General features: G+C 66.9%; 13 protein-coding genes. 1 reads left to right on the forward strand and 12 read right to left on the reverse strand.

All coding sequences use genetic code 11. The features are described from left to right. Positions 1–71: 71 nt before the first annotated feature. The 12 genes from ppk1 to VFL28_17055 form a co-directional block, all read right to left on the reverse strand. A complete protein-coding gene (gene ppk1, locus VFL28_17000; protein HET7266367.1) occupies positions 72–2,147 on the reverse strand; it encodes a polyphosphate kinase 1 in 2,076 nt (691 codons plus the stop codon). After that, the gene (locus tag VFL28_17005) at positions 2,128–4,776 is read right to left on the reverse strand and encodes a hydantoinase B/oxoprolinase family protein (protein ID HET7266368.1); all 2,649 of its coding nucleotides are present in this window, start codon (positions 4,774–4,776) and stop codon (positions 2,128–2,130) included. Before VFL28_17005 ends, ppk1 begins: the two co-directional genes overlap by 20 nt. Then, on the reverse strand, positions 4,776–6,908 hold the full coding sequence (locus VFL28_17010; GenBank protein ID HET7266369.1) for a hydantoinase/oxoprolinase family protein: 2,133 nt from the start codon (positions 6,906–6,908) through the stop codon (positions 4,776–4,778). Before VFL28_17010 ends, VFL28_17005 begins: the two co-directional genes overlap by 1 nt. Next, positions 6,905–7,849 (reverse strand): agmatinase, encoded by a 945-nt coding sequence (gene speB / locus VFL28_17015; protein HET7266370.1) that lies wholly within the window; start codon positions 7,847–7,849, stop codon positions 6,905–6,907. The genes VFL28_17010 and speB overlap by 4 nt, the downstream gene beginning before the upstream one ends. A gap of 210 nt (positions 7,850–8,059) precedes the next feature. Further along, positions 8,060–8,668 (reverse strand): hypothetical protein, encoded by a 609-nt coding sequence (locus VFL28_17020; protein ID HET7266371.1) that lies wholly within the window; start codon positions 8,666–8,668, stop codon positions 8,060–8,062. Positions 8,669–8,723: 55 nt separating this feature from the next. Next, on the reverse strand, positions 8,724–9,209 hold the full coding sequence (locus VFL28_17025) for a MarR family transcriptional regulator (GenBank protein ID HET7266372.1): 486 nt from the start codon (positions 9,207–9,209) through the stop codon (positions 8,724–8,726). 84 nt (positions 9,210–9,293) lie between these two features. Beyond that, entirely contained in the window at positions 9,294–9,758 is a 465-nt protein-coding gene (locus VFL28_17030) for a cupin domain-containing protein (GenBank protein ID HET7266373.1), read from the reverse strand. 147 nt (positions 9,759–9,905) lie between these two features. Then, the gene (locus tag VFL28_17035; GenBank protein HET7266374.1) at positions 9,906–10,193 is read right to left on the reverse strand and encodes a hypothetical protein; all 288 of its coding nucleotides are present in this window, start codon (positions 10,191–10,193) and stop codon (positions 9,906–9,908) included. 86 nt (positions 10,194–10,279) lie between these two features. Next, the gene (locus VFL28_17040; protein HET7266375.1) at positions 10,280–10,756 is read right to left on the reverse strand and encodes a cupin domain-containing protein; all 477 of its coding nucleotides are present in this window, start codon (positions 10,754–10,756) and stop codon (positions 10,280–10,282) included. 124 nt (positions 10,757–10,880) lie between these two features. Then, positions 10,881–11,672 (reverse strand): MOSC domain-containing protein, encoded by a 792-nt coding sequence (locus VFL28_17045; GenBank protein HET7266376.1) that lies wholly within the window; start codon positions 11,670–11,672, stop codon positions 10,881–10,883. A 343-nt stretch (positions 11,673–12,015) separates the two neighbouring features. Continuing rightward, on the reverse strand, positions 12,016–12,456 hold the full coding sequence (locus tag VFL28_17050) for a hypothetical protein (protein ID HET7266377.1): 441 nt from the start codon (positions 12,454–12,456) through the stop codon (positions 12,016–12,018). Beyond that, complete coding sequence (locus VFL28_17055) at positions 12,453–13,085, reverse strand: NAD(P)H-binding protein (GenBank protein ID HET7266378.1); 633 nt, start codon at positions 13,083–13,085, stop codon at positions 12,453–12,455. The genes VFL28_17050 and VFL28_17055 overlap by 4 nt, the downstream gene beginning before the upstream one ends. A gap of 279 nt (positions 13,086–13,364) precedes the next feature. Between VFL28_17055 and VFL28_17060 the strand changes: the two genes are divergently transcribed. After that, positions 13,365–13,652, forward strand: a 288-nt coding sequence (locus tag VFL28_17060) for a deaminase (protein ID HET7266379.1), incomplete at its 3' end; no start/stop codon positions are given.

Below are 13,652 nucleotides of genomic sequence, written 5' to 3' on the forward strand. Positions count from 1 at the left end.
CCCGCGAAGTTCGAATGTTGTGTGAAGACCAAATGGAGATGTCGTGGGGGTTGCTTGACCCACGCCCCACTCTACGCCATGAAGGTCGTCCCCGGCGCCGTCCAGGCGAGCTGCGCGTCCACGCCGCGGCCATCGCTCGGGACGCGGCGGTACGCGCCGTCCGACCGCAGCTCCATCGCGCGCACGTTGTCGGCGAGCTGGAGATCGAGCAGGCGGAGCTTCAAGGCTCTCGCCAGGCCGGCGTCCGCCACCGGGACGAGAAGTTCCACGCGGCGGTCGAGGTTGCGCTCCATCAGGTCGGCGCTGCCGATCAGCGTTTCTTCCCGACCGCCGTTCCGGAAATAGTACACCCGGCTGTGTTCGAGAAACCGCCCCACAATGCTCCGCACGCGGATCGTCTCGCTGAGGCCCGGCACGCCCGGGCGCAGGCAGCACATGCCGCGGATGAGCAGGTCGATCCGCACACCGGCGCGCGAGGCCTCGTAGAGCGCGTCGATCATCACCCGGTCGACGAGCGCGTTGGCCTTGAAGATGAGGTGCCCGCCGCCGCCCGCGCGGTGCGCCTCGATCTCCCGGCCGATGCGCTCCAGAAGGCCCTGCCGCATCCCGGCCGGAGCGACCAGCATCCGCGCGTAGATGTCGCGCCGGCTGTGTCCGGTCAGGATATTGAACACCGTCGTGGCGTCGGCGCCGATCGCCGGATCGCAGGTGAAGAGACTCAGGTCCGCGTAGGGCGTCGCGCTGTAGTTACCGGTCCCGACGTGGACGTAGCGCCGGAGGCCGTCCGCCTCGCGCCGCACCACGAGCGACAGCTTGGCGTGGGTCTTGAGCCCGATCTCGCCGTAGCTGACGTGCGCGCCGGCCCGTTCCAGCGTCTGCGCCCAGTCGATGTTGCTCTCCTCGTCCCCCCGCGCCGTCAGCTCGAGCACCACCGCGACCTGCTTGCCGCGGTCGACCGCTTCGAGCAGGGACTGCAGCAGCGGGGAGGTCCGCCCTACGCGGTACAGCGTCTGCTTGATCGTCAGGACGTCGGGGTCCGCGGCGGCCTGCGTGAGAAAGCCCAGCACCGCGGCGAACGACTCGTAGGGATGCTGCAGCAGAATGTCGCTGCGGCGGATCGCTTCGAAGAGCGGCTCACCGCCCCCGACGGCGGCGGGCAGCCGCGGCAGCAGCACGGGGTCCTTGAGGTCCGGACGGTCGAGGTTCGCGAGCTGCTCGAGGTCGCGCAGCCCCAGCGGGGGGCCCGCGACGTACACGTCCTCGGGGTACACGTCGAGCCGCCGCACGAGATCCGGCGCGACGCCCGGCGGCATCTCCCGCTCGAGCTGCAGGCACACGGCCTCGCCGAATCGCCGGCGGCGCACGACCGCCTGCACGGCGACGCGGAGATCCGTCGCCTGCCGCTCGGGCACTTCGATTTCCGCGTCGCGCAACAGCCGGAAGCGGAAGACGTCCCGCACGTCGACACCGTGGAAGAAGGCGTCCAGGTTGTTGCCGATTACGTCTTCGAGCCACACAAACTCGGCCTCGCGCCCATCGGCCGTCCCGTCGTCGATCCGCACGAGACGCGGCAGGACGGCCGGCACCTTGATCCGCGCAAAGGACACGTCGCTCTGCGGATCCCACAGCACGACGCCGAGGTTGAGACTGAAGTTCGAAATGAAGGGAAACGGATGGGCCGGGTCCACGGCGAGCGGCGTGCAGACCGGAAACACCTCGCTCAAGAACCACCCGCGCAGCCCGCGCTGCTTGGCCGGGGCGAGATCGCGGTAGGCGCGGAAATGGACGCCGGCCTCGGCCAGATCGGGCACGAGCTCGTCGTGAAAGATCCGGCGCTGCTCCCGCATGAACCGCGCCATCGCTTCGCGCACCCGGTGCGTCTGCTCGGTCTGCGTGAAGCCGTCCGCGGTGAGCGAGGTGTCCCCCGCCTCGACCCGGTCCAGCAGCAGCGCGTAGTGGATGGAGAGGAACTCGTCGAGGTTCGAGTCGGAGATGGCCAGGAACTTGACGCGCTCCAAGAGCGGGTGGCTGCCGCGCCGCGTCTGCTCGAGCACGCGCTCATGAAACCGCAGCAACGACAGTTCGCGGGAGAAGTAGCGCTGGGCCTCGGCCGCGACCGGCCGGCCCTCACGCGTCTCGATGTCCACCGGCCCCCTCCGTCCCGAAAGTCTCCGCGACACCGGCCCGTGAGCCGCACGCCCATCGCACGAGGGCGCCTTCACGCAGGCCGAACTTGCTGACGCGCCACAGCGAGACGCGCCAGCGGGTCATGATCTCCTGTAGAATCATCCCGCCCGCGCGGACCAGCGCGGCCCGCTCCGGGGTGACCGACCGCGTCCAGCGGCCGGACGGAGTGCCCAGCAACCGTCCCACGGTATCGTGCAGCTCTCGCGCCGTAAGGGCCGCCCGCCGGTCGCCGTAGTGCCGCCGGAGCCGCCGTGCCGCGCCGCCGGTGACGACGATCTCTCGAAACTCGGCCGGACCCAGCGCCGTGACCTCACCAAGCATACCGCGCAGCATCGTCGCCGCCCGCTCGACCTGCGGCCCGGACGGTGGATCGCCCGTCAGATCCCGCTCCGCCAGCACGCCCGAGCCGATCGGCAGCGACGCGGTAGCGGCGATCCCGGCAGGCGCGACCGCGGCCAGATCGGAGCTGCCCCCGCCGATGTCGGCGAACAAGAACGGCGGCTGGGGCAGCGGCCCCAGCCCCGCGCCGGCGAGGCACATCTCCGCTTCTTCCGCCGTTGTCAGCACGCGCGCCGCGACGCCCGCCGCGCGCCCGATCGCGTCGAGCAGCGGACCGCGGTCGCGCGCGGCCCGGACGGCGTGGGTACCAAGCACGATGATGTCATCGACGCCCAGAAGGCGCGCCTCCGCGGCGAACCCGCGGACGATCGAGGCCACGGTTTCGATCCGCTCCGGGCCGAGCGGTCCCGCTTCCGCCACCCACAAGCCCAGGCGGGCGCGGATGCTGTCGTCGAAAACCGGCGAGAGTCGCCTGCCGGCGGACTCGCCGGCATCCACGCCATCGACGCCGCCGACATCCGCGACCAGCACGTGGATCGTATTGCTCCCCACGTCGATCACCGCCGCCCGCCCGCGGCGCACGCTGTGCGGCCGCACCGCGGCCCCCCGGCCGAGATCGACCGCGACGCCGTAGTCGATGCGCGCGCGCCCGGCCGAAACGTAGCCATTGCGCACGTCCTCCAGTACGAGAGCCGGATCCCGCTCCGAAGCGGGCCCGTAGCCGCCTCCGCCGGGCAGGCTCAGCGTGACTTCAGTGCCCGCCGGCAGGAGCGTCCGCGTCTTCGGCCGGACCTCGACCGCCGGGTTGTTCGTGTCCACGGCGCCCGGGCGTCCGGCGCCGCCCCCCAGCAACCCGGGCGCCGGCGACGCGATCCGTTCGTAGAGCCCTGAAAAAAGGTACGGCCGGTCGGTGCGGACGGCGATCTCGAGCACCTGCCCGAGGCCCCCGCGAAAGCGTCCGGGGCCGCCCGAGTCCTGGCGCAGTTCCCGCCGGCGAATGACGACCGGCGAGAGCGACTCGATCACCTCGACCGGCGTGCCGGCGATGCCGCTCGGGAACGCCGTCGCGGAGAGGCCGTCCCGGCCGGCGAGCGCACCTGTGCCGCCGGCCGAGAACCACACGTACGTAAACGGCGCGCCGCGGCGCGGATCGTGCCCGAAGATCTGCGTGTCCCAGAGTCCGTCGAAGCCCGGCGCCTTCACGCGGTCCGGCAGCACCTGCGCGAGTGCGCCGAAGATCGCACTCGGCAGGAAGTGCCCGACGAGGTGCCGGCCGGCCACCGCCGCGGGAAAGCGCGCGTTGAGGATGGAGCCCTCGGGGGCCGTGACGGTGACCGGACGGAAGCTGCCCTCGTTGTTGGGAACGTCCGGCGAAATCGCGCACTTCACCGCGTACGTGGTGTACGCGTGCGTATAGTTCAGCGCGACGTTGATGCCCTGCCGCACCTGCGCGGACGAGCCGGTGTAGTCGATGCCGAGGTCGCCGCCGCGGACGGTCACGGTCGCCACGATCCGGACCGGCTCGTCGAAGCCGTCGCAGGCGAGCTCGTACGTGTACGCGCCGCCCGGGAGCGCGGCGATCCGTTCGCGCATCGCGGCTTCCGATCGCTCCACGATCACGTCGGCGAGCCGCTCGATGTCCGGCAGGTCGAACTCCGCGAGAAACGTCAGCAGCTGCTGTCCGCCGATCTCGTTGCCGACCACCTGCGCGTGGATGTCGCCGACGACCTCGTCCGGCGTGCGGACGTTCGCGCGCACGAGCTCGAGCAGCGGCGCGTTCGGCCGGCCGCGCTCGAACAGCTTCATGACCGGGATCTGGATGCCTTCCTCGAACACCTCGCCCGCGTCCGCGGAGAGTCCGCGGCCGCCGATGTCGAGCGCGTGGCAGGTGTTGCCGAAGAACGCGATGAGCCGGTCGCCCCGAAAGACCGGGGTCATCACCGTGATGTCGTTGAGCTGGGACGCGGTCTTCCATGGATCGTTCGTCACCAGCACGTCGCCCGGTCCGAGCGTCTCCAACGGAAACGCGGCGAGAAAGTGGTGCATGCTCGTCGCCATCGAGTTGATGTGGCCCGGCGTTCCGGTCACGGCCTGCGCGATCATGCGGCCCCGCCGGTCGAAGACGCCCGCGGAAATGTCGCCCGCCTCCCGCACCACCGAGGTGAACGAGGTCCGCATCAGCGCGGCCGCCTGCTCGTTGACCACGCCGATCAGGCGGTTCCAGAGCACCTCGAGCAGAATCGGGTCCATCACGACGCCGCCGGCCGCCCGGCGTCCTCGATCACGAGATTGAGCCAGCCGTCCATCCGGACCCGCGCGTCCGGTCCCACGACGACCGTGGACTCGCGCTCCTCGACGACGGCCGGTCCGGCGAATTCATCGCCGGGCACGAGGCGGTAGCGGTCGTAGACCGGCGCGTCTGCAAAGCCCCGGTGTTCGGGAAGGTAGATCGCGCGCCGCGTCTTGAGTGCCCCCGACCCGCCGGGCGAACGGCCGGCCGTCGGCGCGCCCGCCCCGTAGGACGGCAGAACCGGCTTCGGACCGTACGCCGCGACGCGCCAGCCCACGACGTCCACCGGCACGCCGGGCGCGGTGTGTCCGTAGATCGCGGCGTAGGCACGCTCGAAGGCGTCGCGGAGCGCCGCCGCGCCGCCCGGCTCGAGCGGCGCGTCCGGGAGCGGCACCCGCACCTCGTAGCCCTGTCCCCGGTACCGCATGTCCGCCCAGCGCCGGAACCCGATCTCGTCCCCGCGCACCGTAGCCGAGAGCAGGCGGCGGCCTTCTTCTTCCATTTCGCCGACCGCGGCCGCGGCCGCGGCCCAGTCCATCGCCTCGAGCCCGCCGCGGACCGTGCGGACGAAGTCGAAGACGAGCGGCGCGACGAGAAAGCCCATCGCCGACGCCACGCCCGCGCCGAGCGGACAGACGATCGTCGCGCAGCGGAGGATGCGCGCCACGCGGTGGGCGTGCACCGGGCCGGCCCCGCCGAACGCGAAGAGCGGGAACCGCCGGATGTCCTTGCCGCGCTCGACGGCGTGCACGCGCACGGCCGACGCCATGTTCTCGTTGACGACCTGGTGAATGCCCCAGGCGGCCTGCACGGTGTCGAGCCCGAGGGGCCCGGCGACGCGCTCCTCAATCGTCCGCCGCGCAGCCTCGCGGTCGAGGCGCAGGCGGCCTCCGAGGAAAAATTCCGGGTCGAGGTAGCCGAGCACCAAGTCCGCGTCGGTCACGGTCGGCTCCCTGCCGCCGCGCCCGTAGCACGCCGGACCCGGATCCGCGCCCGCGCTGTCCGGCCCGACGGTGAGAAGGCCGAGGCGGTTCACGCGGGCGAGGCTGCCGCCGCCGGCCCCGATCTCGATCATCTCGATCGCCGGCACCTTGATGGGCAGCCCGCTGCCGCGTTTGAACCGGTAGACCCGCGCGACTTCGAACTCCGGGGCGGTGAGCGGCTCGCCGCCTTCGACGAGGCAGGCCTTGGCCGTGGTACCGCCCATATCGAACGACAGGAGGTCGGGGCGTCCCGCCAGCTTCCCGAAGTACGCCGCGCCAAGCGCGCCCGCCGCCGGCCCCGACTCCACCACTCTGATCGGAAGGCGGGAGGCGGTCTCGACCGAACAGATCCCGCCGGTGGACTGCATGACGAACAGCGGCGCGCGGACGTCCATCGCCCGGAGGCGCTCTTCGAGGCGCGCGAGGTACCGGGCGGCGAGATCCTGGATGTAGACGTTGGCGACGGTCGTGCTGGTCCGCTCGTACTCGCGGATCTCCGGCACGACCTCGTGCGACAGCGCGCAGGCCAGCCGCGGCGCGCCCGTCCTGATGAGGTCTCCGACCGCGCGCTCGTGCGCCGGGGCGCGGTAGCTGTGGAGGAAGCAGACCGCGACCGCCTGGACCTCGTCGCGGCGCAGCGTCTCGACGAGCCGACGCGCCTCCTCGAGGTCGAGCGCCTCCTCGACGGTACCGTCCTCGAGCACGCGCTCGCGCAGTTCGTAGCGGAGGTACCGCGGCACGAGCGGCGCCGGACGCTCGATGAACAGATCGTACATGTCGTAGCGGTGCTCGCGGGCGATCTCGAGCGCGTCCCGGAAGCCCCGCGTGGTGATGAGCGCCGTCCGGGCGCCCTTCCGCTCAATGAGCGCGTTCGTCAGCAGCGTGGTGCCGTGGACGAGCTGCGCCACGGCGGCGGCGGGCACGCCGGCCGCCTCGAGCAGTCCGCGGACGCCGTCGATCACCCCGTCCGCGGGATCCGCGGTCGTCGTGAGGACCTTGCCGATCTGAAAGACGCCGCCTGCGTCGTCGAGCAGGATCAGGTCCGTAAACGTCCCGCCGATGTCGACACCGATCCGCAGGCGCGCCCCGCCCGACTCACCCGCGGTCATCGCGGCGCGGCGTTCGCGGCGAAGACGGCCGAGATCTCGAACAGCAGCTGCGCCGCCACGATCGAAGTCACGTCGTTGGTGTCGCAGGCCGGGGAGACCTCGACGAGATCGGCGCCGACGAGCCGGAGCCCGGCGAACCCGCGGATGATCTGCATCGCCTGCCACGTCGTGAGACCGCCGATCTCCGGCACGCCGGTGCCGGGGGCGCACATCGGGTCGAGGCCGTCGATGTCGAACGAAAAATAGACCGGCGCGTCGCCAACTACGGCGCGCATCTGTTCTACGACCGCGTCGACCCCGCGGCGGTGGACCTCGTCGGCCGTCACCAGATGGTAGTGCCGGCGCGACCACGCGAGATCGTCGGGATAGAACAGGCTGCCGCGGATGCCGATCTGCATCACCCGGGCGGGCACCAGCAGCCCGTCCTCGTGGGCGCGGCGGAACGGCGTCGCGTGCGTGAGGCGGTACCCGAACTGCGTGTCGTGGGTGTCGGTGTGGGAATCGATCTGCACGATCCCGACCGGCCCGGTGTGCTTCGCCACCGCGCGCAAGATCGGGTACGTGATGCCGTGGTCGCCGCCCACGGCGATCGTGCGGCAGCCCGCCGCGTAGATCGCGTCGAACTCGCGCGTAATCGAGTCGTAGGTCTTTTCGATCTCGAACGGCGTCGTCGCAACGTCCCCGTAGTCGGCGATCCGAATCCGCTCGTGCACGGTGACGTCGTGCACGGGGTGGTGCAGGCGGACGGCGCTCGAGGCGGCCCGGATCGCCCGCGGCCCAAGGCGCGCGCCGACTTTGTAGCCCGCGCTCGTGTCGAACGGCACGCCGACGTACGCCACGTCGAGCTCCCGGGGATCGGGCACGTGCGCCAGGCGCATGAACGTGGCGATGTTGCCGTGCCGCGGGTAGACCATGCTGTCGACGGGCTTTGGAACCGTCATGGGCGGCGTCCCCCTCGGTGCGGAGTATGCGTACGGCAAGCGGGCACCACAACGTTACCTCTCGAGGACTCAATTATGGCACTCTGGACCACGAGTTCCAAAGGCCGGGCCCGCGTAGCGGGATCTCTCAACCCGCCGCAGCGAACGCGTTCACGCTGAAGCGCCGTCCCGCGGCCGCAGGGTTTTCGCGGACTTCATTACCTTCCTATGCTAGGAACCGGCCTGACGCCCCCGACCCTGAGCGTCGCCTGATCCTCCCGAAACGTACTTCCTCAACGCGGCGCCGGCCTCGTCGTAAGCTTCTAAGAGCGCCACGGACTCCTTCCTCAACCTCGGAATCGCCTCGTTTGTTATCCGGACAAGCGCACTGTCCGCGGCGGTCGCCTCAAAAGTCGTTAGTTGTCCGAGCAGGGTGTGGAGGGTGTGCCGTATCACATTCAGCGATTCCGCGTGAGCCTTCGCGATGAGATATGCGCGGATAACCGCTCTCGCGTCTTGGCTCTCGAAAAGGCCCAATTTGTCCGTATTGCCGTCATATACGGTAAAGAAGTTCGCGACCTGAATGGGCTCTCCTAACTCCAAGCGTTCGTTTTCTGTCCACTTCTCGAGCCGCGCTACGACCATTTCGTCGTATCGATCACGGAGAATTGTGATCTCGGCAAGCAGTGCCGCTGCGAATCGCCTCCGGAGGGCGGCCGTCCGACCGTGTTCAGCGCGCGCATCGCGCACCCAATTGAGCAGGAACCCTATGACGATGCCGGTTAGCGTGGCAAGCGCCGGTACTATTCCCGGGATGTCGAAAAACGCAAGCTTACCCACCTGCCTTACCTCCGTCGCGAAAACCAGGCTGGCGACCGTTCCGGCGTCCCGCATGCTAGCGGGTCAACGGGCTCTCCCATATACGGAATAGCAGTGCTTTGAGCCGAGAGAAGCGCTGTGTCCCCAGTTCAGCGCTCCATTCGCGCTCGATGTCGCGGAGTATGTCGGAAATTCTTGAGTATGCGGCGCGGCCGCGTTTGGTGAAGTGGATAATTCGTGCGCGCCCCTCGTCGGGTGCGTCGGACCGGACGATATAGCCGAGACGTTCGAGACTCCGGAGGAGCTGGTTCATGGCCTGCTTGCTCATGCCCGCGCGTTCGGCGAGAATGCCGGGGCGAACGCCATCCGGCCCCGGATATTGCAGCACCGCCATGTGCGGCACGTGTAGCTCCTCAAAGCCGGCCTCGTTCAGCCCCTTGATGATACGGCGCTGGATCGCCTGAGCCGGAACGCGCAGCAACGCACCGATGAGCATATCCTTCGTTTCAACCGGTGAACTTGTTAGGCTCGATGTATGGTCACGGATCGTCTTACGCGCCATTTTTGTCCTTGCCCTAGCCGAGGGGCATGCAAGCCGTGCTGTGTGACACAGCATGACCTGCTTCCGGATACGGTCCGGATCTCCCTAGGTCTCTGTAGGCGTCGGCACCGGGATCATGTCGAAGCGAGCAGCAAGCTCCGCCCATTCCTCTCTGCCGGCGTGCCGAGCAGCCAGTTGCTGCAGTTCTTCGAGATAGCGCTCGAAGCCCGCGGGATGATGCATGACCAGGAGGATCGCGCTGTCAGTACTCGCGTTATGAAAGCCGTGGATCGTTTCGCGAGGGACAAAGGCAAATGTGCCCGCTCCGGCAGCGTGGCTCTCGTCGCCGATGCGCAGCACCACCTCACCTTGAAGGACATAGAAGAACTCGTCGCGCCCGCGATGGTAGTGCGGCCCCGCGCCCACCGTCCCCGGCTCGACTCGGCCTTCCCAGACGCTGCACAGGCCGCCGGTCTGTGCTTCCGACGCTTTGACCGTCACGCCCGCGCCGGTGGACCCGACCGCAATAAATCGTCCCTCGCCGGGACCCACCACAACGGCCTTCATCATGTGCCTCCTCATTCCCACATTCCGATGACAGCCTCGAGGGATCGGCCATTCCGGGTGTACGGGGCTCAGCCGTGAGCTGTCCTCAACGGGACGGCAGAGCCTCGCGCCTCGATTGGGAACCCGTACTTATGCCGTCCTCGATTGCGATCAACGGTGAAGCTCGTTGTGGAGCGCACCGAACATCGGCTGGACTTGCGAAGCCTGCGCGCCGGCGAGTTTCTTCAGAGCGGGCAGCAGGTGCTCGTCGGCGAAGCGATCGAACGCTTCCCGCGATTCCCACACCTCGAAGATATTGAAACTATCTTTGGTGCGCGTTGCGAAGTGATGAATCAGGCCTTCAGGCAGTCGGCCCTGGTGCACACCCAGCTCCCGGTTGAGCGGCTCGTACAACTGGGCGGCCTCGCCGGGCATGCGCACGTCGATTGTCACCGCCATCTTTGTTCCCTCCCTTCTTCATAAACCATGGTCGCTCATTCCGCCGACGAACACTGAGAACCGTCGATTCGATACGGGCCTGGGGGCTACGGTCGAACGCCGGCCGGCGTCAGGCCGTGGCGGCGCATGATTTCCGACATCTTCGCCCGGTCCGGCGGGCCGCCGGCCGCCGCGTTAACCGCCTCCGCAGACTCGCGGAAATACTGCGGACCAAGGACGGCCGGCGTGATCACGCAGAGCGCTCGCACGTCCTGGCTGCCATTGTTATCGAACCGGTGAACGGCGCCGCGCGGAATGCACAGCGCCTGCCCCGGCCCAACGTCGACGGGCCGTCCGTCGACGGTCCAGGTCAAGACCCCGTCGACGCCGTAGATCGTCTCTTCGTAACGATCGTGGCTGTGCGCTGGGGCCGCCAGGCGCTGTGCGCCCGGGACGAAGAGTTCAAATACCGCGACGCTGCCGTGCGAGTCCTCTCCGGTGAGCAGGAAGCGCACTGCGAGCGGCCCGAGACGGATGGTCTCGTCGGAAGGATTGACGCGGAGCCCGATAGTCTGCTGGGTCACAGGTGGTGGTCCCCCTTTTTTAGTAAACGATGTTTACTACAAACGACTATAAACTGAGTTTACTAAAATGTCAATACACCATTTGCGTCCCGGGGCCCTTGGGGCAATGCTCTTGGACAGGTTCTCAGTCGATCGCTTCGATCTTGTCCCCCACCCGCACCACCCCTTCGACGAGCACTGCGCCGTACACGCCCGCCTCACGGTTGTGAGTCTTGACGACGTGGCGGAGGATCGCCGGGGTTCGCTCCGCGGTATCGGGATCAATCGTTATCATGGCACAACGCGCGTCGCGTTCGAGGATCGAGAGCACAACCCTGCGGCCGATGCGGAGCGTCCGACCAACGAACTCGTTTTCCGCAAATCCGGCGGCGGGCGCGAGGTCCGTGAAGATGTTGGCCCGGAATCGCCGCTTTTCCATCTCAGCACCGAGCTCGTCTCCGAGTTGGCGCGCGGTTTGGACCGAGAACAACGAAACGGGGCGACAATCGGTCATCGACTTGTCGGAACGCAGCAACCTGAGCCCTTCGGGCCTGGCGAGCCGCTCACTCAGTTCCCGCGGAAGCGCCGGGTCATCAACGGCAAGCACGGCGCCCGAGGGTGTCTCGACTTCGACGGCTAGATCAGCTGCATCCGCAGGAACCGGATTCAGGCCGGGCCCCGCATTTTCGGCCTCGGCCCAGTTCGGGGGTTTCATCGCCTTTTCAGGATGACGGAAGCGCGGCCGGTAGAGCAGCATCGTCGCCTGTTCCCGTCCCGTCAGGTACGGAAAAGCCTTGGGCCTGGCTTCTCCGCGGAACGCAAAGAGGCGGTCGCCGAAGATGCCCGCGAAGCCGACAAACGCCTCGTCCATTTGTTCGCCACGCATGCTCTTGACGGGGTACCGCCACAGGCTCTCGACGTTACCTACGATACTCACAGAGCCCTCCGGAGTACTTCCTAAACGCTGAACGCGTGCATGAAGCGTGTCCCGCGCCCTCACGGGGGCTAAACACCCCACAGTTTAACCTAAGGTCTGAAAGAGATCTGTCTAGGCAAGGGCAGAGTAATGTCAGCCGGATCTTCGCGGGACAAGCCGTCGGCATTAAAGACGTGCACGATGACATCTGGCTCGTCAGCTCTATGGAGTATGACTTGGACTACTTCGACCTGAAGACGCGTGTGCTGGAACCGCTCGACAATCCGCTCGGGCCCAAAGTGTTACCTATGTGTTAGGTACGATCTGTCACCTATGTCTCCGGGCTGGACCTCAGTAAAGCGCATCAGCTCCCCGGGACAACTCGTCTAAGGATGATCAGGCCGAGCGCCGCAATCAGCCAGTGAGCGATGGTACGAATCCAGTTCGTCGCGACCAGACGCTGAACACCCGCCCCGTCGTAACCCGTTTCGGCCATCTGGGCCTGAATGGGGCGCTGCCACAGAAACGTGGATATGAGCGCGGCCAGATTCAATGCGACTATTGTCATCGCTTCGTATGGTCTAACAAATCCCGGGCGGCGTACCATAAGGAAGATCGAAGTCATAAGGAGCAACACCGCTGGCAGGATAGTCGGGAGTGCCGCCGCACGATTGTTCGCCCGCATATAGCCGCGGAAGTTTTCCTTGCCGACCGACGAATAGATGCTGTAGTGTTGCAGCTGCAGTACAGTCATGCATCCTGCATCGTAAATCGCCAGAACCAAAAATGCCAGAAACAGAGTCACGCGCGCACTCTGCCGAGCCGGACAACTTGTTTCACGTAAGTTCCACGTTCTAAGCTATCAAGCATCATGCATGCGACATCGGCGCGGCCCATTCGACTATAAGACGCTGGCTCATCGCTCCCGACAGGCGACGCAGCATACCGGCCGGTTAACGGGCTATTGTCGAGCAGGGCGGGTCGCACCACCGTCCAGTCAAGACCGCTCTGTGAAACCAACTCCTCCATATCACGTTGGTCGCGGGCGATATGGCGCGCCAATGTGCGCGCCAGAAAAACTGAGAGCCAGCCACCCCCGGCGTCGACGAGCGCCGAAGAGATAATGATCAGACGACGAACCCCGGTGCGTCGCATCGCTTCTATCGTTGCGCGCGCGCCAGAGGATCGTACGATCGTCGTTCCAATCCCGCGTGAGCCTAGGACAGAGAGTACGGCTTCTTGACCGCGGAGCGCAGCGGTAAGACTGTCGGCCGCGAGCGGATTCCCAATCAAAGCACGCAGTGATTTGTTGCCCGGGGCATTCAAAGCTGACCGACCGAACGCGGTAATGACATGCCCGCGCGCCAGCCCCTGTTGAACTAGCGCGCGACCGGTCCTACCTGTCGCCCCCATAACGAAAATAATCATCGTCATCTCCAGGTTGCCTCGCGGGCGATTTCAGCATGGTCGGGGATCTTCCTAGCGCATCCTAACGCGCTCAGCATCCATGTCAAGGACCCCAGTCTTCGTCTTGTCGAAGAGTCGGTGCGACTTGTGGGCCATGATACCGCATTTGGCGTCATGCGCAACTTTCGGTCTCATATCGTTTCAATGAGCCTCATCTTGTCTCGCACCAGTGCTTTCGCGCGCCTAGCGGGACAAACTAGACCAGAACAGGATTCAATCAAGAAAGCAAGGAGGAGCAACCTGCCTATGAAACCGCTCCGATACTCGATCAACGTCACACTCGACGGCTGCTGCGATCACCGGGTGATGATCGCGGACGAGGAGTTACATCGCCATGCCGTCGACAATCTGGAACGCGCCGACGCCATGCTCTTTGGCCGGGTGACCTACGAGATGATGGAAGCATTTTGGCGGCCGTTCGTGCGGACGGGAGCGGGGCCTGATTGGATGGTCCCCTTCGCCCAGACGATCGACAGAACAAGAAAGTACGTCGTGTCCGGCACCCTTGACCGAGTCGATTGGAACGCGGAGCTC

Source organism: bacterium (genome assembly GCA_035691305.1).
In the GTDB taxonomy this organism is placed as follows: Bacteria; Sysuimicrobiota; Sysuimicrobiia; order Sysuimicrobiales; family Segetimicrobiaceae; genus DASSJF01.